Origin of the sequence: Lacisediminihabitans sp., from assembly GCF_036404185.1 — a bacterium.
GTDB lineage: Bacteria > Actinomycetota > Actinomycetes > Actinomycetales > Microbacteriaceae > Lacisediminihabitans.
Genome location: NZ_DASWPB010000094.1, coordinates 1 through 19,591, shown reverse-complemented (window position 1 = coordinate 19,591; position 19,591 = coordinate 1). Strand labels below are relative to the sequence as shown.

22 protein-coding genes are annotated in these 19,591 nt (G+C 68.3%); 13 read left to right on the top strand and 9 right to left on the bottom strand.

Features of this window, described 5'->3' with window-relative positions; translation table 11 throughout:
- Together VGC18_RS06100 and VGC18_RS06095 are read right to left on the bottom strand one after the other, a co-directional pair.
- The coding region (locus VGC18_RS06100; RefSeq protein ID WP_331095303.1) for a mycothiol synthase at positions 1–617 on the bottom strand (617 nt) is incomplete at its 3' end.
- Positions 595–1,287 (bottom strand): response regulator transcription factor, encoded by a 693-nt coding sequence (locus VGC18_RS06095; RefSeq protein ID WP_331095305.1) that lies wholly within the window; start codon positions 1,285–1,287, stop codon positions 595–597. The genes VGC18_RS06100 and VGC18_RS06095, both read right to left, overlap by 23 nt.
- A gap of 76 nt (positions 1,288–1,363) precedes the next feature.
- Between VGC18_RS06095 and VGC18_RS06090 the strand changes: the two genes are divergently transcribed.
- The 4 genes from VGC18_RS06090 (at position 1,364) to VGC18_RS06075 (ending at position 4,600) form a co-directional block, all read left to right on the top strand.
- Positions 1,364–1,654: a hypothetical protein gene (locus VGC18_RS06090; RefSeq protein ID WP_331095302.1), complete on the top strand. Its 291-nt coding sequence runs from the start codon at positions 1,364–1,366 to the stop codon at positions 1,652–1,654.
- A 133-nt stretch (positions 1,655–1,787) separates the two neighbouring features.
- Complete coding sequence (locus VGC18_RS06085; RefSeq protein ID WP_331095300.1) at positions 1,788–2,384, top strand: FABP family protein; 597 nt, start codon at positions 1,788–1,790, stop codon at positions 2,382–2,384.
- Complete coding sequence (locus VGC18_RS06080) at positions 2,377–3,513, top strand: YgfZ/GcvT domain-containing protein (protein WP_331095298.1); 1,137 nt, start codon at positions 2,377–2,379, stop codon at positions 3,511–3,513. Before VGC18_RS06085 ends, VGC18_RS06080 begins: the two co-directional genes overlap by 8 nt.
- A gap of 22 nt (positions 3,514–3,535) precedes the next feature.
- Complete coding sequence (locus VGC18_RS06075; RefSeq protein WP_331095296.1) at positions 3,536–4,600, top strand: FUSC family protein; 1,065 nt, start codon at positions 3,536–3,538, stop codon at positions 4,598–4,600.
- Between the two features lie 37 nt (positions 4,601–4,637).
- Here VGC18_RS06075 and VGC18_RS06070 read toward each other — a convergent pair whose 3' ends face one another.
- From VGC18_RS06070 to VGC18_RS06060, 3 genes are all read right to left on the bottom strand, one after another.
- A complete protein-coding gene (locus tag VGC18_RS06070) occupies positions 4,638–5,129 on the bottom strand; it encodes a hypothetical protein (RefSeq protein ID WP_331095294.1) in 492 nt (163 codons plus the stop codon).
- Between the two features lie 9 nt (positions 5,130–5,138).
- The gene (locus VGC18_RS06065) at positions 5,139–5,996 is read right to left on the bottom strand and encodes an SDR family oxidoreductase (RefSeq protein ID WP_331095292.1); all 858 of its coding nucleotides are present in this window, start codon (positions 5,994–5,996) and stop codon (positions 5,139–5,141) included.
- A 97-nt stretch (positions 5,997–6,093) separates the two neighbouring features.
- The gene (locus tag VGC18_RS06060; protein ID WP_331095290.1) at positions 6,094–6,897 is read right to left on the bottom strand and encodes a class I SAM-dependent methyltransferase; all 804 of its coding nucleotides are present in this window, start codon (positions 6,895–6,897) and stop codon (positions 6,094–6,096) included.
- Between the two features lie 97 nt (positions 6,898–6,994).
- Between VGC18_RS06060 and VGC18_RS06055 the strand changes: the two genes are divergently transcribed.
- Positions 6,995–7,741 (top strand): phosphoglyceromutase, encoded by a 747-nt coding sequence (locus tag VGC18_RS06055; RefSeq protein ID WP_331095288.1) that lies wholly within the window; start codon positions 6,995–6,997, stop codon positions 7,739–7,741.
- Positions 7,742–7,828: 87 nt separating this feature from the next.
- Here VGC18_RS06055 and phoU read toward each other — a convergent pair whose 3' ends face one another.
- A complete protein-coding gene (gene phoU, locus VGC18_RS06050) occupies positions 7,829–8,482 on the bottom strand; it encodes a phosphate signaling complex protein PhoU (RefSeq protein WP_331095286.1) in 654 nt (217 codons plus the stop codon).
- Positions 8,483–8,651: 169 nt separating this feature from the next.
- Here phoU and VGC18_RS06045 point away from each other — a divergent pair, with 169 nt between their 5' ends.
- Together VGC18_RS06045 and VGC18_RS06040 are read left to right on the top strand one after the other, a co-directional pair.
- The gene (locus VGC18_RS06045) at positions 8,652–9,806 is read left to right on the top strand and encodes a sensor histidine kinase (RefSeq protein ID WP_331095283.1); all 1,155 of its coding nucleotides are present in this window, start codon (positions 8,652–8,654) and stop codon (positions 9,804–9,806) included.
- Positions 9,806–10,486, top strand: a complete 681-nt coding sequence (locus tag VGC18_RS06040) for a response regulator transcription factor (RefSeq protein WP_331095281.1) — start codon at positions 9,806–9,808, stop codon at positions 10,484–10,486. Before VGC18_RS06045 ends, VGC18_RS06040 begins: the two co-directional genes overlap by 1 nt.
- 25 nt (positions 10,487–10,511) lie before the next feature.
- Here VGC18_RS06040 and VGC18_RS06035 read toward each other — a convergent pair whose 3' ends face one another.
- The gene (locus VGC18_RS06035; RefSeq protein WP_331095279.1) at positions 10,512–11,003 is read right to left on the bottom strand and encodes a hypothetical protein; all 492 of its coding nucleotides are present in this window, start codon (positions 11,001–11,003) and stop codon (positions 10,512–10,514) included.
- A gap of 205 nt (positions 11,004–11,208) precedes the next feature.
- On the opposite strand from VGC18_RS06035, the gene VGC18_RS06030 reads away from it, so the two are divergent.
- The 4 genes from VGC18_RS06030 to rlmB are packed head-to-tail and all read left to right on the top strand — an operon-like array spanning position 11,209 to position 15,334.
- The gene (locus VGC18_RS06030; protein ID WP_331095277.1) at positions 11,209–11,691 is read left to right on the top strand and encodes a CarD family transcriptional regulator; all 483 of its coding nucleotides are present in this window, start codon (positions 11,209–11,211) and stop codon (positions 11,689–11,691) included.
- A complete protein-coding gene (gene ispD / locus VGC18_RS06025; RefSeq protein ID WP_331095274.1) occupies positions 11,681–12,859 on the top strand; it encodes a 2-C-methyl-D-erythritol 4-phosphate cytidylyltransferase in 1,179 nt (392 codons plus the stop codon). The genes VGC18_RS06030 and ispD overlap by 11 nt, the downstream gene beginning before the upstream one ends.
- Positions 12,860–12,869: 10 nt before the next feature.
- A complete protein-coding gene (gene cysS / locus VGC18_RS06020) occupies positions 12,870–14,300 on the top strand; it encodes a cysteine--tRNA ligase (RefSeq protein ID WP_331095272.1) in 1,431 nt (476 codons plus the stop codon).
- A complete protein-coding gene (gene rlmB / locus VGC18_RS06015) occupies positions 14,300–15,334 on the top strand; it encodes a 23S rRNA (guanosine(2251)-2'-O)-methyltransferase RlmB (RefSeq protein ID WP_331095269.1) in 1,035 nt (344 codons plus the stop codon). The genes cysS and rlmB overlap by 1 nt, the downstream gene beginning before the upstream one ends.
- Before the next feature lie 40 nt (positions 15,335–15,374).
- Here rlmB and VGC18_RS06010 read toward each other — a convergent pair whose 3' ends face one another.
- On the bottom strand, positions 15,375–16,664 hold the full coding sequence (locus tag VGC18_RS06010) for a DUF4032 domain-containing protein (RefSeq protein WP_331095267.1): 1,290 nt from the start codon (positions 16,662–16,664) through the stop codon (positions 15,375–15,377).
- A gap of 90 nt (positions 16,665–16,754) precedes the next feature.
- Positions 16,755–17,849 carry a sn-glycerol-3-phosphate ABC transporter ATP-binding protein UgpC gene (locus VGC18_RS06005; RefSeq protein WP_331095265.1) on the bottom strand — a complete coding sequence of 365 codons (1,095 nt, stop codon included), beginning with the start codon at positions 17,847–17,849 and terminating at the stop codon, positions 16,755–16,757.
- 236 nt (positions 17,850–18,085) lie between these two features.
- Between VGC18_RS06005 and VGC18_RS06000 the strand changes: the two genes are divergently transcribed.
- Complete coding sequence (locus VGC18_RS06000; protein ID WP_331095263.1) at positions 18,086–19,015, top strand: thioredoxin domain-containing protein; 930 nt, start codon at positions 18,086–18,088, stop codon at positions 19,013–19,015.
- Between the two features lie 69 nt (positions 19,016–19,084).
- Positions 19,085–19,585 carry an NUDIX hydrolase gene (locus tag VGC18_RS05995; protein WP_331095262.1) on the top strand — a complete coding sequence of 167 codons (501 nt, stop codon included), beginning with the start codon at positions 19,085–19,087 and terminating at the stop codon, positions 19,583–19,585.
- The last annotated feature ends 6 nt before the right edge of the window (positions 19,586–19,591 follow it).

The following is a 19,591-nucleotide window of genomic DNA, read 5'->3' as shown; positions in this document are numbered from 1 at the left end:
TCGACCCCGATGACATAGATCTCGCCGTCCGATGCGCCGGGCTCGATCATCAGCCAGTTGTAGCCGACCATGCGCCCGTCCCGGCGGGCGACGAGAAAGTCGTCGGCGTCGAACCACTCCTCACGCTCCAGTTCTTCTAGGTCGGCGCGGGCCACCGAACCCTGCTCGGGATGGAACGCGAAGGTGCGGGCGTTGAGGGCGACCCACTCGTCTTCGTCGATGCCGGGGCGAAAGGTCTCCGTCACCGGCTCGGGCTCGACCGCCGGAACTGTGCTCTCCAGCTGCAGCAGCGTGCGCACCGCGCTGAACCCGTGGCTGGCCGCGAGGGCACGCGCGGCCGGGTGGTCGCCGTGCGACCAGATGAGGATGTCGCCGCCGGTGTCGGCGAGGACCGCCTCGAGAAGGGCGGTTCCGTTGCCCGTGCCGCGGGCATCCGGGTCGACGACCAGCTCGGCCTCGCCCTCCCCGACGATGGCGGCGCCGGGGCCGACGGTCAGGAGTCGCCGCGAGCCGGTGCGGAGATCGACGAGCGCCTGATCCGAGAACGGCGGCTGGCCATCCGCCGTGCGAGCACGCGCGATGAGCGCAGCGAGGTCAGGAGTTGACGGCCTGGGCAAGGCGCTCTGGGTCGTCGTCGTAGACGTTGAAGCGGTAGCCGACGTTGCGCACCGTGCCGATGAGCGATTCGAGATCGCCGAGTTTCGCCCGTAGCCGCCGCACGTGCACGTCGACGGTGCGGGTGCCGCCGAAGTAGTCGTAACCCCAGACCTCGCTCAGGAGCTGTTCCCGGGTGAACACGCGCGACGGGTGGGTAGCGAGGAAGCGCAGAAGCTCGAACTCCTTGAAGGTGAGGTCGAGCGGTCGACCATGCACCTTGGCCGAGTAGCTGGCCTCGTCGATCACGACACCGGAGGCGTGGATCTTGTTGCTCGTCTTGTCGAGCGCCTGACGACCGACCGCGAGACGGATGCGGGCGTCCACCTCGGCGGGGCCCGCAGATTCGAGCACCACGTCGTCGACACCCCAGTCGGCGCTCACGGCGGTGAGGCCGCCCTCGGTGAGGATGAGCATGAGCGGCACGTTGACGCCGGTGGTGTTGAGTATCTTGCAGAGCGACTTCGCGCTCGCGAGGTCGTTGCGGGCGTCCACGAGGATGAGGTCGCAGCTCGGGGCGGTGATGAGGGATGCCGGCTCCGCCGGAATCTGCCTCGTGCGGTGGCTGAGCAGCCCGAGGGCCGGTAAAACGTCGCTGTTGACCGCAGAGGTCAGGATCAACAGCTGCGCCAACGGGTCCTCCAAGTGCCAGACCACAGTCTAAAGGTTGTTTAAGCCGCAGTTTGGCTCGGTAGGGCAAGATTGAGGGATGACCATCGACCAGCCGGGCAAACGCCTCGCCATCCGCAGCGTCCTGCCGGTCTGGCTGCTCGTCGTGATCGCCGCGATCCTCGTCGCATTCCTCAGTCCGCCGAGCGATTATCTCGTCTGGCTTCCCCGTGTGCTCGCCGTGGCGACGCTCATAACGTTTTGTTTACAACTGGCCACGGAGGAGAAGAACGGCTTCGTCAACCGGGTCATGACGAGCCTGGGCGGCTCGATCGTGATCCTCGCGATCGCGACGATCGTCCTTGGCGCCGTCCAGCTGGCCTCGGTTTAGGATTAGGCCATGTATCTCGGGTTGGAACTCTTCTTCGTCGGCCTTCTCGTGCTGGCTACCCTCGCGATCGCCTATGTCTCCGTCGTGGTCGTGTACAACCTCTTCCGCGGCCAGCGCTGATCGTCCGATCATCGTGATCGAGCTTCCGGTAAATCTTCCGGCGGAACTGGTTCCGCTCTCCTGGCTGATCGGCGTCTGGGAGGGCACCGGCCTGATCAACTACGACATCGGCGACGACACCCGCAACTACGAGTTCGGCCAGCGCATCAGCTTCAGCCACGACGGCCTGCCGTACCTCAACTACAACTCCTACACCTGGCTGCTCGACGAGGATCACACCCCGCTCGCGACCGAGACCGGCTACTGGCGGCTCGCCAGGCCGGCGACGGAGGGCGACCCTGGCCCCGGCATGCTCCCCGGCATCGGCGCCAGGCCGTTCACCACGGCACGGTCCGTCGAGGCCCTGCGGGGCTCGTCCGGCGGCTTCGACATCGAGGCCTCGATCCTCCATCCCGGCGGCGTCAGCGAGCTCTACATCGGGCTCGTCAAGGGGCCGAGGATCGATCTGGCGACGGATGCGGTGATGCGCTCCGTCAACGCGAAGGAGCACACCGCCTCCACCCGCCTCTACGGCCTCGTCGAGAACCACCTGCTCTGGGCCTGGGACATCGCCGCCCTCGGCCAGGAGCTGGCGACCCACTCCTCCGGAAGGCTGGCCCGCGTTGAGTGACACCGGGCGGCAGGATGCGCCGGCGAGCGACCGGCAGGACGCGCCGGCGAGCCCGTTCCTCACCAGGCCCGGCGCGGTGGCCGGAACCGGCAGGGATGCCGGCGTCGCCGCGCACTACGGCAACCCGCTGGCAGAGCAGCGCTCGCTCGCCGCGGGGGAGGCGATCGTCGACCTCTCGCATCGCGCGGTCCTCTCGATCTCCGGGGCCGACCGTCTTAGCTGGATCGACTCGCTGACCAGCCAGAGCGTCGCGCGCCTCGCGCCGGGGGAGTCGAGCGAGACCCTCCAGCTCGACCCGACCGGACGGCTCGAGTACGACCTGCGTCTCGTCGACGACGGCACGGACCTCTGGCTGCTCGTCGAAGGCGCCGAGGCCACCGGGCTCCTTGACTGGCTGAACAGCATGCGCTTCATGCTTCGGGTGCAGGTCGCCGACCGCACGGAGGAGTTCGCCACCATCGGCACGCTGGGCTCTCCGGACATCCTGGCCGCGGCACCGAACGGTCTCGCCCTGGTCTGGCACGACCCGTGGGGGTCGGTGGCCCCCGGCGGGTTCCAGTACGCCACCGTCACCGAGCACCCGGGCGTCGAGTGGACCTACAGCGAGATCCTCGTCCCGCGCGCGAGCCTTGCGACCATCGACCTGCCCGCCGCGGGGTCGCTGGCGCTCGAGGCGCTCCGCATCGCCGCCTGGCGGCCGCGGCTCGCCACCGAGGGCGACGAGAAGACGATCCCGCACGAGCTCGACTGGCTGCGCTCCGCGGTGCACCTCACCAAGGGTTGCTATCGGGGGCAGGAGACGGTCGCGAAGGTGCACAACCTGGGGCATCCGCCCCGGCGTCTCGTCCTGCTCCATCTGGACGGGTCGGATGCCGTGCTCCCGCGGGAGGGCGACGAGGTCCTCCTCGGGGACACGGTCGTCGGCCGGGTGACCTCCTCAGCCATGCACTTCGAGCTCGGTCCGGTCGCCCTCGCCGTGGTCAAGCGGTCGACCGACCCGCGCGCGGACCTCGCCGTCCGTGCCGAGGATGTGCTTGTGGCCGCCGCGCAGGAGATCGTCGTCCCGCCGGATGCCGGGGCCGCGGCCGACGTCCCCCGCCTGCCGCGGCTCGGCACCGTCCACCGCTGACGAAGTGCGCTCGCCCTTCGCCATGATCCGACCGGATTTCCGGTCCACCGGGGAGCGGTTCCGCGAGTCGATCGTGCCCGCTCTGCAGATCACGGTCGCCGTCACGGCCAGCTATGCCATCGCCCACTACTGGCTCGGCCACGCCGTGCCGCTGTTGGCGGTGACCGTGACGATCTCGAGTCTCGGCTTCGTGCGGGACGCCCGCCCGGTGAGGGTGCTCGAGTCGGCGGTCGGGATGCTCATCGGCATCGTGCTCAGCGAGTCGCTGCTGCTCGTGGTCGGTCGAGGCATCTGGCAGATCCCGGTCGTGCTGCTCATCGTGCTGCTCGTCGCCAGGGTCTTCTCGGCGAGCAATGCCTTCGCCGTGGCGGCGGGGGTGCAGTCCATGCTCGTGCTCCTGCTGCCCGCGCCCGTTGGCGGCCCCTTCGTCCGCAGTCTCGACGGTCTCGTCGGCGGGCTGGTCGCCCTCCTGATCACGGCCATCCTGCCGCGGGACCCTCGCCGCATCGCGCTGCACGACGCCAGGGCGCTCTTCGGCGCCTTCACCGATGCCCTCTCGCTGCTCGTCGGTGCGCTGGAGCGGGGCGACGGGTCGGCGGCCGATCGCGCCCTCGATCGACTGCGGGGCACCCAGCCGATTCTCGACGCCTGGAGCGCCTCCCTCGAATCCGCCAGAGCCATCGCCCGCATCTCGCCGTTCCTCCGCCGTCACGGCCCGGAGCTCGACGCCCAGGCGAGGGTGCTTCGCGGCATGGACCTCGCCACCCGCAACCTCCGGGTCATCAGCCGCCGGCTCGACTTCCTCGTGCGAGACGGCGTCCCCCGTCCGGCCATCGCCGCACTGGTGGCGAGCCTGGCGACCTCCGTCTCCCTGCTCGGGCAGAGCCTCGACGATCCACGGCTGGGCGACACCGTGCGTATCGGGCTCGTCGCCGTCGCCGAACGGCTGCGTCCGGACATCGTCGCCAAGGATGCGCCGGTCACCGACTCCGTCGTCGTGCTCATGCTCCGCCCCCTGCTCGTCGACCTGCTGACCGCGGCCGACCTGCCGGAGGAGAAGGCCAGGGCGCTGCTTCCCGACGTGTAGTCAGGCGGACCGCTCGGCGTGAACGGGGTATCCAGCGTCAGCGGCGGATCTCGATGAGGAGGATCCAGCCGTAGTAGACCGCGACGACGATCCCGGCGATGAACTCGGCGAGGACCCAGTACAGGCCTCCTCCCGCCCGGACGATCAGGGATGCTCCGCCGATGACAGCGGGAAGGGATGCGACCAGGGCAAGACCCACGAGGCTGACCCGCCATCGAAGCAGTTGCGTCCCCCCGATGTTCCGCAGGGTGGTGCCGAGGACGATCCCGGCAAGGACGACCCCGATGACGAGGACCTCGATTCCGAGCGCCGCCCTGGACTGCCCGGGGGTCAGGCCGACGAGACACAGCAGCACCAGTCCGATCAGGATGCTCAGCGTTCGGGCGGCGAGAGCGGGAAGTGCGGGGATCTCGAGGATCGCTTCGTGGTTGAGCGACACCGCGACGAAGATCAGTCCGGCGAGGGCCGCGGCGGCTCCTCCGGTCATGACGAACAGGTCGTGCCACAGCTCGGCGTCGTATGCGGTCATGCGCTCAGCTCAACAGAAGTCGGATGCGTGGTCAACGGCCCAGGCGCCGATGTCGGTCGCGGGGCGTCCGAGAATGTCGCCGACCGTCGAGGTCGTGGGTGAGTTGCCGGCGTCGGCGTCATCGAGGAACTCCAGAACGGCTTCGGCCTCCGCGGCGGGCATGAACCGCGAGAACTGCGCCAGCGCATCGTCTCGCGTCAGCTCGGCGACCGTGATGTCCCGCCCGGCCGCGGCGGCGATCGCGGCGACCTGCTCACGTTGGCTGATCCCGGTCGGGCCGGTGAGCAACTCACTGAGCCTCGGCGAGGGGCTGCCGGTGAGCGCGGCCACGGCGACGGCCGCGATGTCCCTCTCGTGGATAGGGGCGGTGACCGCGTCGGGCCTATAGAGCGGCAGCGACCCGGTGGCCCTGATCGAGTACACCCACCCGAGAGCGTTGGTGGCGAGCACGAGCGGACGGATCGGCACCACCACCAGATCGGACGCGGCCGCGAAGGCGTCCTCGACCTCCCGGTGCTCCTCCGTGATCGCGTTCCCCGCCGAGGTCGGATGGATGACGCTCCCGGAGGACAGGAGGACGATCCTCTCCACGCCGGTCTCGCGAGCGGCAGCGATGACTCCGGCGACGCCCTCGTGATTGGCGTAGAGGAACACCTGGGCGACGCCGTCGAACGCGAGGGTGAGGCTGGTGGGATCGGTCAGGTCCGCTGCGAACACGGCGACTCCGGCCGGGAACCGGCCCGGCGCGAGCGTGCGGACCGACGCTCGCACGGGGAGGCCCCGAGCGCTCAGGCCGTCGAGGACGTGCTTTCCGATGTGGCCACGAGCACCCATGACGAGGGTGGGCCTGAGATCGAGGGGGGACATGACTTGCTCCAATGCGCGTAAGGAATACGCGCCACGGGAAGCCGTCCGGCACCGAGGCGTTCCGACGCTTCACCTCGTTGTTCCCATCGTAAGGCAGTCACGAAAGCGGATGCTCCACCCAGGCGAACCCGTTCGGGGCGATCGACTCCCAGGCGACGGTGAGCTCGCCGAGTCTCCACCTCGACCTGCCGCCGAGGACGGGCCAGCCGTCCGCGCGCAGACCCGCTGCGGTGGCGATCCAGCGCTGCGAGGGGCCGTAGACGGCCAGCGGGGCGTTGATCTGCCACTGCCGGTCCAGGTCGTGCAGGAGGTCGTGGATCCTCTCGCCGGGAACGTTGTGGTGGATGAGCACCTTGGGCAGTCGCTCGGCGACGATCGACGGCCGCTCCAGCTCGGCCAGGCGCAGGCTGACGGTGAGGCTCTCCGGGCCGCGGGGGGTGACATCCACCCAGCTGGCAACGCGCCCCACCTCGTTGCAGGTCCCCTCGACGAGGGTCCCGTCCGGCTCCAGGCGGGAGACCATGAGCCGCCACGCGTCGAGCACGGCCGACTCGTCGTACTGCCGCAGCACGTTGAGGGCGCGGATGACCGTGGCCGGGCGGCCCTCGGGCAGCGGCACCTCGAAGCCGCCCATCCGGAAGCTGACGCCCGGCTTGGCGGAGGCCGAGGCGAGCCTGACCCTGGCCGGATCGATCTCGATGCCGATCACCTCGACGGTCGGCCGCACCCGGCCGAGCCGATGGTGCAGCTCGAGGGTCGTGGTCGCCGAGGCGCCGTACCCGAGATCGACGACCAGCGGCGAGGCCGCACGGCGGAATCCGGGCAGCTGTGCGATCCATCGGTCGACCCGGCGCAACCGGTTGGTGCCGGTCGTTCCGCGGGTGATCGAGCCGATGGCCATCACCCCAGTATTCAGCATGCTCGCCGTCGCCAGCGGGCCGTTCCGGTGGCCCTCGGACGGGACGAAAGGCCCGGGCCCCGCTCGCTAGAGTGAGAACATGACTCACACGCTCATCCTGTTGCGTCACGGCAACAGCGAATGGAATACCAAGAATCTCTTCACCGGTTGGGTTGACGTCGACCTGAGCGACCAGGGTCGTGCCGAGGCGAAGCGGGCCGGCGAGCTGATCGCCGAATCCGGCATCCTCCCCGACATCCTGTACACCTCGGTGCTCAAGCGCGCGATCCACACCGCCAACATCGCCCTCGCCGAGGCCGACCGCGACTGGATCGACGTGAAGCGCAGCTGGAGGCTCAACGAGCGTCACTACGGCGCACTGCAGGGCAAGGACAAGGCGCAGACCCTCGAGCAGTACGGCCAGGAGCAGTTCATGACCTGGCGTCGCTCCTTCGACGTGCCGCCGCCCCCCCTGGACGACGACAGCGAGTTCTCGCAGGCCAACGACGTTCGTTACGCAGGCCTCGGCGACGAGTTGCCCCGCACCGAGTCCCTCAAGCTCGTGATCGCCCGGATGCTTCCCTACTGGGAGTCGGACATCAAGCCCGATCTCGCCGCGGGCAAGACGGTGCTCGTCACCGCGCACGGCAACTCGCTGCGCGCCCTGGTGAAGCACCTCGACAAGATCTCCGATGAGGACATCGCCGAGCTCAACATCCCGACCGGCATCCCGCTGGTCTACACGCTCGGTGACGACTTCCTGCCGGTCAAGCCGGCGGAGTACCTCGACCCGGAGGCCGCCGCCGCGGGTGTCGCCGCCGTCGCCGCGCAGGGGACCAAGAAGTAGTCATCCGCTGACCGACAAACGGGGCCGAGAGATCGGCCCCGTTTTCGTCGTCGTGGGGCGGAGAGGTCGTGCCGAGGTCCCGACCGCTCAGGCGTCGACGGCCACCCAGTCGCCGGTGGCGAGGTACTGGACCTTCTTGGCGATGGAGACCGCGTGGTCCGCGAAGCGCTCGTGGTAGCGGGAGGCGAGGGTCGAGTCGACGGTGTCCACCGCGGCACCCTTCCAGGTCTCGCCGAGGACCTTGTCGAAGACGCTGAGGTGCAGCGCGTCGATCTGGTCGTCGTCGTTGCGGATCTCCTCGGCGATCCGCCCGTCCTCCGTGCGGAGCAGTTCGGTGAGCTTGTTCGCGATCTGCACGTCGAGGCGGCCGAGCTCCGAGAAGGTGCTGCGCAGCGACTTCGGCACGACCTTCTCCGGGAAGCGGTACCTGGCGAGCTGGGCGATGTGCTCAGCCATGTCGCCCATGCGCTCGAGCGAGGCGCTGATGCGCAGCGCGCTGACGACGATGCGCAGGTCGCGGGCGACCGGCTGCTGGCGGGCGAGGATGTCGATGGCCAGCTCGTCGAGGGCGACGGCGGCCTCGTCGATCTTGGCGTCCTCCTCGATGACCTTCTCCGCGAGGGAGACGTTCGAGTCGTTGAAGGCGTGAGTGGCGTTCGCGATCGCGATCGCGACGAGGCTGGAGATCTCGACGAGGCGCTCCTGCACCTCAGCCAGTTCCTGCTGGAAAACCTCGCGCATTTGTTCCACGTCCCTCTCGAAGCGAGCAGTCATCGCTCGCACAGTTGAGGCCACACTGCTCCGAAGAGGTTAACGGCGAGTGATGACCATCTGAACAACTCCCGACGTGCTGCCTGCGGACGGGTCTTTCGGCGTGGCGGCGCCGGGAGATGTAACTAACCTAGTCGCTATGGACTCCGCGTGGCTGGTGCCGCTGTCGCTCGTCTTCGGCATTCTCGTCGGGGCGGCGATCGTGATCGTTCTGATCGCCTCGGCGCGCCGCGGCCGTCGTGCGGCGGACGTCGCGAGCACGGCGGTCCCCGACGGCGTCGACCAGGTCATCGAGGCGCTCGAGTCCGCGGGGGTCGTCCTCGATCCCTCCAACAACGTCGTGAAGGCCTCACCGGGGGCGATGGCCTTCGGGCTCGTCTGGAACCAGGGGCTCGTGCATCCGGAGCTCGTCGCCCTCGTGGACAGCGTGCGCCGCAGCGGCGATCCGCTCACCGAGGAGCTGGAGCTCTCCCGCGGACCCTTCGGCGACGCCAACATCTACCTCTTCGTCCGGGTCGCCAGGCTCGGTGCCCGCTACATCCTGCTGCTCGCCGAGGATCGCACCGAGTCCTACCGCCTCGACGAGGTGCGCCGTGACTTCGTCGCCAACATCAGCCACGAGCTGAAGACACCGATCGGGGCCGTCGGCCTCCTCGCGGAGGCGCTCCAGGCGGCATCCGACGAGCCGGAGCAGGTGCGCCGGTTCGCCAAACGGCTGACGAAGGAGGCCGACCGCCTGGCCAGGATCACCCAGGAGATCATCGAGCTCTCCCGTCTGCAGGCCGCGGATGCCCTGACCAAGCCGGAGGTCGTCCACATCGATCACGTGGTCGCCCTGGCCATCGATCAGAACAAGGTCGTCGCCGACTCGAACCGGGTGACGATCGTCAGCGGAGGCGACGCCGGCGCCGAGGTCTACGGCGACGAGCCGCTGCTCACCGTCGCGCTGCACAATCTCATCGCCAACGCCATCCAGTACTCGCCGGAGGGCTCGAGGGTCGGGGTCGGGGTGACCAATGCCGACGGCATCGTGGAGATCGCCGTGACCGATCAGGGCATCGGCATCCCCGACGAGGAGCGGGACAGGGTGTTCGAGCGCTTCTTCCGCATCGATCCGGCCCGCTCACGCCACACCGGGGGCTCTGGGCTCGGCCTCAGCATCGTCAAGCACGTCGTGCAGAACCACGGAGGCGACGTGCGGGTGTGGTCCCAGCCCGGCAACGGTTCAACGTTCACCATCCGCTTGCCAGAGGCGACCCATGCCTCTGCGGCGGCATCACTGAAGGAAGCCTGATGACCCGTATCCTGATCGTCGAAGACGAATCGTCGCTGAGCGAGCCGCTCGCGTTCCTGCTCGGACGGGAGGGCTACGAGACGACGATCGCCGCCGACGGGCCGTCCGCGCTCGCCGAGTTCGAGAAGAACGGCAGCGACCTCGTGCTGCTCGACCTCATGCTGCCCGGCATCTCCGGCACCGAGGTGTGCAGGGAGATCCGGAGCCATTCGCAGGTCCCGATCATCATGCTGACGGCGAAGGACAGCGAGGTGGACGTGGTGGTCGGCCTCGAGCTCGGGGCGGACGACTACGTGACCAAGCCGTACTCGACCAGGGAGCTGCTGGCACGCATCCGCGCCGTCATGCGTCGCCGGGTCGACGAGGAGGCAGAGGATGCCGCGATCCTGGAGGCCGGCGATGTGCGGATGGACGTCGAGCGGCACACGGTCGCGGTGCGCGGGTCGGAGATGCCCATGCCGCTCAAGGAGTTTGAGCTGCTCGAGGTGCTGCTGCGCAACTCCGGGCGCGTCCTCACCAGGGGTCAGCTGATCGACCGGGTCTGGGGTGCCGACTACTTCGGCGACACCAAGACGCTCGACGTGCACATCAAGCGGATCCGATCGAAGATCGAGAAGGCCCCGTCGGATCCGGAGATGCTCGTGACGGTGCGCGGCCTCGGCTATCGCTTCGAGGCCTGAGACATCGGGGCCTGAGCGCCGCGGCTCAGTTGGTCGGCGAGGAGCTGGGGGACGGCGTCGATGTCGGGGTTGGCGTCGGAGTCGGCGTTGGCAGCAGACCCGCGTACTCCTTCTGACTGCCGTCGAGCACGGGGACGAGCAGCTGCTTGCCGGTCTTCTCGCCGTACTGGACGAAGACGGGGAAGAGGGCGCCCGGCTTCGTGTCGATGTCGGTGAAGACGAGCTGCCTGGTGTCCGAGGAGCCGAAGGTCTTCGTCTCTCCTGCCCCGACCCTGACGGTCGTGTCGACCTTGGAGCCCTTGGCGCCCGGCTCGTCGTACTGCACGAGCAGTCGCACGTCCTTGTCGCCGTCGTTGATGAAGTTGACGAGGAAGCTCGCGTCCTTGCCGTTCTTGCTCAGCAGGATGGCGTTCTCCACCTTGACGTCGCCGATCGTCGTGCCGACGCCGTCGCTCGGGTCGTAGTGCTTGAGCGTCGCCTGCGGAGAGAAGAAGGTGCAGGCGGTTGTGGACAGCAAGAGCGTCGCCGCAACGACAACGGATGCAGCAAAACGTGCTCGCACAGAACCCCTCCAGAACGATGTAAACGACGTGCCGCCACGGGCCTGCCCGCGGAAACCTGCTTGGAGTTTAGCCTACCCATCGTGCGGGACGGCCTGCCAGCGACCCGTCCAGCCGAAAGACCCCATGGTAAACTGGATGCCTTGGAACGGAGCCCCATTCATGATTTTTGAGGTTGGCGAGACGGTCGTTTATCCCCATCACGGGGCCGCGACGATCACCGAGGTGAAGACCAGGATCATCAAGGGCGAAGAGAAGCTCTACCTCAAACTCAACGTGAAGCAGGGCGACCTCGTCATCGAGGTCCCCGCCGACAACGTCGACCTCGTCGGGGTGCGCGACGTCATCGGCAAGGAGAGCCTCGACCGCGTCTTCGACGTGCTGCGTGAGCCGTTCACCGAGGAGCCCACCAACTGGTCCAGGCGGTTCAAGGCCAACGGCGAGAAGCTCGCCTCCGGGGACGTGATCAAGGTCTCCGAGGTCGTCCGGGACCTGTGGCGCCGCGATCAGGATCGTGGGCTCTCCGCCGGGGAGAAGAGCATGCTGGCGAAGGCGAGGCAGATCCTCATCTCCGAGCTCGCGCTCGCGGAGAAGACCGACGAGGAGAAGGCCTCGATCGTTCTCGATGAGGTCCTTGCTTCCTAGCGGCGGCATCGACGCGGCCTGCGCGGTCGTCGTCGTTGCGGCCGGGAGCGGAAGCAGGCTCGGCGCGCCGCTGCCGAAGGCGTTTGTCGAGATCGCCGGCAGGACGATCCTGGCCCACGCCCTCGAGACCGTCTTCGCGATGGCCGAGCCGGTGCAGCTGATCGTCGTCGCCCCCGCCGACTCGCTCGAGGCGGCCCGCGGCCTCACGCTGTCCGTTGCGGGTGTCGCCTCCGGGTACACCACCGTCGTCGCGGGCGCGGAGACCCGGCAGGGCTCTGTCGCCGCCGGCCTCGCCGCGCTGCTCCCCTCGATCGAGACCGTGCTCGTCCACGACGCCGCGCGAGCCTTCACCCCCGCCTCGCTGTTCGACGCCGTCGTCGCCGCGGTGGCGGCAACGGGGGCAGGCGTCATCCCCGGGCTGCCCGTCACCGACACCATCAAGCGCACGGATGCCGGGCGCGCGCTGGAGACGATCGACCGTTCCGAGCTGGTCGCCGTGCAGACCCCGCAGGGCTTTCCGCGTCGGCAGCTGGTGGAGGCGTATGCGATGGCGGCGGAGGACTACACCGACGATGCCGCGCTGTTCGCCGCCGCCGGGCATCCGGTCACCGTCATCGAGGGCGACTCCCTGGCCTTCAAGATCACCACCCCCTGGGACCTGCGCAGGGCGGAGTCGCTGATCTCGCCGGAAGCGGTGCAGACCCGGACGGGCGTCGGCATCGACGTGCACGCCTACGACGACGGCAGTCCGCTCTGGCTCGGCGGCCTGTACTGGCCGGACGAGCCGGGGCTCGCCGGCCACAGCGACGGCGATGCCCTGAGCCACGCGATCTGCGACGCCCTGCTCTCCGCGGCGGGACTCGGCGACATCGGCGGCCGCTTCGGCACCGCGGAGGAGCGCTTCGCCGGCGCCCACGGCGAGGTGTTCCTCACCGAGACGGTGCGGCTCGTCACGGGCGCGGGGTACTCGGTCGGCAACGTCGCCGTCCAGGTCGTTGCGAGGCATCCGAAGCTCGCCGCGCGCAGGACCGAGATCGAGGGCTACCTCGGCGGCCTCATCGGCGCTCCGGTCAGCATCGCCGCGACGACCTCCGACGGTCTCGGTTTCACCGGTCGCGGGGAGGGCATCGCCGTCATCTCGACGGCCCTGCTGTATCGCACTCGTTAAGCTGTCACCTGTGACTGTGCGCCTCTACGACTCCAGGACCTCCGGGCTCGTCGACCTGATCCCCCTCGTCGACGGAGAGGTCGGCATCTACGTGTGCGGTCCGACGGTCCAGTCGTCCCCGCACATCGGCCACCTGCGCTCCGCCCTGGTCTACGACCAGTGGCGCCGCTGGCTCACCTACCGGGGATACCGGGTCACCCTCGTCCGCAACGTCACCGACATCGACGACAAGATCCTGGCCGGCGCGGCGGGGACCTCCGAGCAGTGGTGGGCGCTCGCCTACCGGTACGAGCTCGAGTTCACCGCCGGCTACACGCGCCTGGGCATCCTCCCGCCCACCTACGAACCGCGCGCGACGGCCAGCATCCCCCAGATGCAGCAGCTCATCGCACAGCTCATCGACCGCGGGCATGCCTATGCCGCCGACGACGGCTCGGCCGACGTCTACTTCGACGTCGCCTCCTGGCCGGCCTACGGCGAGCTCACCAACCAGAGGCCGGGCGACCTGCCCGCCTCTGCGGATGCCCCGCCCGAGGGGGAGGATGCCCGCGGCAAACGCGACGCGCGCGACTTCGCCCTCTGGAAGGGGCACAAGCCGGAGGAGCCGGAGTCGGCATCCTTCCCCTCCCCCTGGGGTGGCGGACGCCCCGGCTGGCACATCGAGTGCTCGGCGATGTCGGCGAGATATCTCGGCACGCGGTTCGACATCCACGGCGGGGGCCTCGACCTACGCTTTCCGCACCACGAGAACGAGCTGGCCCAGTCGGCCGCCGCCGGTCACGGTTTCGCCAACCACTGGGTGCACAACGGACTGGTCAACGTCAACGGGCAGAAGATGTCGAAGTCGCTCGGCAACTCGATCTTCGCCAGCGAGTTCCTCGATCAGGCGCGACCGCTCGTCGTCCGCTACTACCTGGGCGCGGCGCACTACCGCTCCACCATCGACTATCACGACGGCGCGCTCATCGAGGCGGAGGCAGCGCTCGAGCGCATCGAGGTCTTCCTCGACCGGGTGGAACGCCGGCTCGCCGACACCCGCTTCGCCGGGACCGGCGTCGAGATCGTCCCAGAGGAGTTCGCCGAGGCGATGGACGACGACCTCGCCGTTCCCCAGGCTCTCGCCGTGCTGCACGAGCGGGTGCGCGCGGGCAACGCGGCCCTCGATGCCGAGGACCTGGGGGGCGCGGCGGCCATCCAGGCGGAGGTCCTGGCGATGACCGAGGTTCTCGGCATCAACCCGATGGCCGTAGAGTGGCAGACTGCCGCGAACGAGCCGGCAGCGGCAGCGCTCGCCACCCTCGTGGAGAAGCTGCTCGAAGACAGGGACACGGCACGCCGGGCGAAGGACTTCGTCTCGGCCGACCGCATCCGCGACGAACTGGCTGCAACGGGCATCCAGATCGAGGACACCCCGACGGGGTCACATTGGAGTCTTGACTGATGAAGAGCAGTGGAGCGAACAAGCCCCGCGCGGGCGCGGTTCGCAAGGCGCGCAAGGGACCGCAGGTGGGCTCGGGAGGACAGGGCCGCCAGGCGCTCGAGGGCCGCAAGCCGACCCCGAAGGCAGAGGACCGTCCGTATCATCCCGCCGGAAAGCGGAAGGCAGCGCAGGAGCGTTTCGTCGCGGCCGGTGGCGACCGGCAGTCGGGCAGGACGCCGTCGAGCTCCGGCGCACCGCAGCGTCCGGCCCAGCAGACCCAGCGACCGAGCAGGGCCAAGCAGACCGACGACTTCGAGATCGTCACCGGTCGCAACTCCGTTCTCGAGGCGCTGCGGGCCAAGATCCCGGTGACCGCCCTCTACATCGCCACGCGCATCGAATACGACGACCGGGTCAAGGAGGTCATGCAGATCGCGACGAAACGCGGACTGCCGATCCTGGAGGTCATGCGTCCGGAGCTCGACCGCCTCGCCGGCTTCGACTCCGTGCATCAGGGCCTCGCCCTCAAGGTTCCGCCGTACGAGTACGCGCATCCGACCGATCTGCTCGAGCGGGTCGTCTCCCGCGGCCAGGTGCCGCTGCTGGTGGCGCTCGACGGCGTGACCGATCCGCGCAACCTCGGCGCCATCATCCGCTCGGTCGCCGCGTTCGGCGGCCAGGGTGTCATCGTCCCCCAGCGCCGCTCGGTCGGCCTCACCGCCGCGGCGTGGAAGACCTCCGCCGGTGCCGCCGCGCGAACGCCGGTCGCCATGGCGGGCAACCTCACGCAGACGTTGAAGGCGTTCAAGGAGCGCGGGGTCTTCGTGCTCGGCCTCGACGGCGCGGGGGACACCCCGCTGCCCGAGCTGTCCTGGGCGAAGGAGCCGCTCGTGGTCGTCGTCGGAAGCGAGGGCAAGGGCCTCTCGCGCCTCGTCACCGAGACCTGCGACGCCATCGTCTCGATCCCGATCTCCGCGGCGACGGAGTCGCTCAACGCGGGCATCGCCGCAAGCGTCACGCTCTACGAGATCGCGAAGCAGCGCGCCGCCAGGTAGCGCTGTCGTCCCGCCGGCGGATGGCCGACGGCGGCGGTCGCTAGACCGTTGCGCGCCAGTCGTCCTCGTCGAGGGCGTCCTCGAGAGCGTCGGCTGGCAGGCCGATGGCCTCCGTCGGCGGATCGATGACGGTGGCCTCGTCCCGGCGGTGCCGCAGCACGTTGTCGATGTAGGAGCTGACAGCCTCGGCGAGCGGGACGTCGCGGTTCTCGTTCTGCGAGATGTACCAGCGGTGGTCGAGCAGCTGGTGGAAGACCTCCGCCGGCTCCAGCCGACCCTTGAGCTCCTTCGGGATGGCGCGGATGACCGGCTCGAACACCTGGGCCAGCCATTCGTGGGCGACCATCTCCTCGTCCATCCCCTTCTTCTTGAAGGTGGCGGTATAGGAGTCGAGGTCGTTCAGCAGTCGTCTGGCCTGGTTCTCCTGCGCATCGAGGCCGGTGAGCCGGAGCAGACGGCGCTGGTGATGGCCCGCGTCGACGACCTTCGGCTGGATGCGCACTTGGCTGCCGGCATCGTCCGTTTTGATGGCGAGCTCCTCGATGTCGAATCCGAGCTCGTTGAGACGTTCGACCCGCTCGTTGATGCGCCACCGCTCAGAGGAGGAGAACGACTCGGAGCCGGTGAGCTCCTTCCACAGGTTGCGGTAGGCCGCGACGATGCCGTTGCTGACCTCGACCGGATCGGCCTCCTCGTCGAGGCGGCCACCCGCGGCCAGGTCGAGCAGCTCCCCGGCGATGTTGACCCTGGCGATCTCCAGGTCGTTCTCGCGCTGCCCGTTGGACAGGCCGTTGTAGAGCTGCCCGGTCTCCGCGTCCACGAGGTAGGCGGCGAACGCGCCGGCGTCGCGACGGAACAGGGTGTTGGAGAGCGACACGTCCCCCCAGAAGAAGCCGATGATGTGCAGCCGGACGAGCAGGACGGCGAGGGCGTCGACGAGCCTCGTCGCCGTGTCCGGCCGCAGGGTCTGCGAATACAGCGCGCGGTAGGGCAGCGAGAACTTCAGATGCCGGGTGACGAGCACCGCCTCGAGATCGTTGCCGTCGTCGTCGGTGCGATTGGTGATCACGGCCACGGGATCGACGCAGGGCACGTCGAGCTTCTGCAGGGTGCGCAGCATCTCATACTCGCGCCTGGCCAGCTCCGCCGAGGTCTCCTTGATCGCGATGACATAGCCGCTGAGATGCACGAAGCGCACGAGGTGGCGGGAGATGCCCTTGGGAAGGGCCGCGATCACGCTGTCCGGCCAGAGGTCGAGCGGCAGATTCCAGGGCAGGTCGAGCAGGGCGGGGTCGACCGTCGCCGAGGTGATGTTGAGTGAACCGCTCATGTGTTGAGCCTATCCGGCGGGAATACCGCCGTTAACGTGCAGCGCGGGCGACAAGAACGTCGCCCGCGCTGCACCTGGAGAACCGATCGATCAGTCGGTGACGGCCTTGCTGAGGCGCTCGCCCGACTCGATGTCGAACGCGTGGATGTGAGTGGCCTTCGGCAGGATGAAGACCGTCTCGCCGGCGTTCGGGTGGACGCGCCCATCAACACGGGCGACGATGTCCACGCGGGCGCCGTCGATGTCCGTGTGACCGTACAGGTAGCCGTCGGCGCCGAGCTCCTCGACGACATCCACGTGGACCTGGAGGCCCTCGCCGGAGGCGGAGACCTTGACGTCTTCCGGACGGACGCCGATGGTGACCTTGGTGTTCGTGGTCGCCCCCATCGTCGAACGCTCGATCGGCGCGATGGCGGTTCCGAACTTGAGGCCGCCCTCGACGAAGTCGGCGGTGAACAGGTTCATGGCGGGGGAGCCGATGAAGCCGGCGACGAACACGTTCTTCGGGTTCGCGTACAGGTCGCGGGGCGATCCGACCTGCTGCAGCACGCCGTCCTTGAGCACCGCGATGCGGTCACCCATGGTGAGCGCCTCGGTCTGGTCGTGGGTCACGTAGACCGTGGTGACGCCGAGGCGACGCTGGAGGGACGCGATCTGCGTGCGGGTCTGGACGCGGAGCTTGGCGTCGAGGTTCGACAGCGGCTCGTCCATGAGGAACACCTGGGGCTGGCGGACGATCGCGCGACCCATGGCGACGCGCTGACGCTGACCACCGGAGAGCGCCTTCGGCTTGCGGCTGAGGTACGGCTCCAGGTCGAGCAGCTTGGCGGCCTCGAGGACGCGGCTGGCGCGGTCCTCCTTGTTGACGCCGGCGATCTTGAGCGCGAAGCCCATGTTCTCGGCGACCGTCATGTGCGGGTAGAGCGCGTAGTTCTGGAAGACCATCGCGATGTCGCGATCCTTCGGGGGGACGTCGGTGACGTTGCGGTCGCCGATGAGGATGTTGCCCTCATTGACCTCTTCGAGGCCGGCGAGCATTCGCAGGGAGGTCGACTTTCCGCAACCGGAGGGACCGACGAGGACGAGGAACTCGCCGTCGGCGACCGAGAGGTCGAGCGAATCGACGGCTGGGCGGGTGGAACCCGGGTAGATTCGGGTTGCCTTGTCGAATGTGACAGATGCCATGGTGCTACTAACTCCTTCACCGGCAGGTACGTGCCGGACGATCCGTAGTGAATGGATGATGATTCAGGGCCATTATGCCACTACCACGACCCGGCCCCGTACCCGGGCGACGCCGCCCCGGTACGGGCGGGAGTTTGGGTAATTCCCAGACTGGCTGTCTAATGTTCAGAGGGCTCCCGATCACAGTCAATGCATCGGACTTTCTGCCGAGCGACATTGATCAAGAGTGAGGTTCGATGACTAACGGTGCTTCCGGCGACGACCGCCTCAGCAGGAACGAGAGGCGCGAGTCCGCACGCCAGAAGGCCCGCGCGCTTCGCGAGGAGCAGAAGAAGAAGGAACGCCGTAACAGGGTGTTCCTCCAGGGCGGCCTGGTGGTGCTCCTTCTGGCCATCATCACCGTCGTCGGGCTCATCGTCATCAACGGCGTACGTCCGCCGTCGCCCGGACCCCTCAACATGCTCAGCGACGGGGTCAAGATCGGCCAGGGCTTCAAGGCGACCCCCACCGCCGCTCTGGAGCCGGATGCCAAGCCGGTGCCCTCCGCGACGAACCCGCCCGATGTCATCGACATCCAGATCTACATCGACTATCAGTGCCCGATCTGCGGCACCTTCGAGGCCACGAACTCCGACCAGATCAAGACCTGGCTCAAGACCGGCGCGGCGACCGAGGAGATCCACCCGATTGCGATCCTCGACAATCAGTCGCTCGGTGCGAAGTACTCGACCAGGGCGGCCAATGCGGCGGCGTGTGTCGCCAACTACTCGCCGAACGATTTCTTCGACTACAACGCGGCGCTGTTCTCGCACCAACCGGAGGAGAACACCACCGGCCTCACCGACGCCCAGTTGATCAAGCTGGCCAAACAGGTGAAACCGAAAAAGGTCGACTCGATCTCGAGCTGTATCACCGGCCAGAAATTCAAGACCTGGGTGACGGCCGCCACCAACAGGGCGACGACGGGGCCGATCGCGAAGACCAATGTCAGCAAGATCCAGGGCACTCCGACGGTGATCATCAACGGCGTCAAGTACCAGGGCGCTATCGGCGACAAGAAGGCGTTCGCCGCCGCGGTGGTCAAGGCGGCGGGAGACACCTTCACGAAGGACCCCACCGTGACCTCGAGCCCCAGCCCCTCGCCGAGCCCCACCGCGACCCCGTAGCAGGCGGCCACGAACCCGAATCAACCGCACTGGCGAAGACTCGATTCGCAGGTCGTCTTCGACGGCCGGGTGACTCTCGTCGAGCACGAGGTGGAGCTGGGCACGGGTGAGCGCACCGTCTTTCTGGTCGATGAGACCTTCCCGTTCGGTGCGGCCGTTCTGCTGCTCGATGACGATCGCCGGTTGTGCCTGAGCTGGCAGTATCGTTTCCCGCTCGACCGGTGGATTCTCGACCTTCCCGGTGGTGCGGGCATGCCAGGCGAGTCCCCGGAGGAAGCCGCCGCACGGGAGTGTCGTGAGGAGCTCGGCCTCGATCCCGAGGCTCTCATTCCCCTGCACACCTTTTACCCGAATCCCGGACGGGTGTCGTGGCCGGTGCACCTGTTCTTCTGCTCGACCACCCATCCCGCCGTGGCGGACCGATCCGACCCCTCCGAACAGGTGGAGGCGGCGAGGATGAGTCTCGACGACCTGGACGCTCTCATTCGCGAGGGCACGGTGGTCGATCCCGCGCTGCTCATCGCGCGGATGATGGCCGGCGTTCGGGGCCTGCTGCCGCCGCTGCGGTAGTGCTCG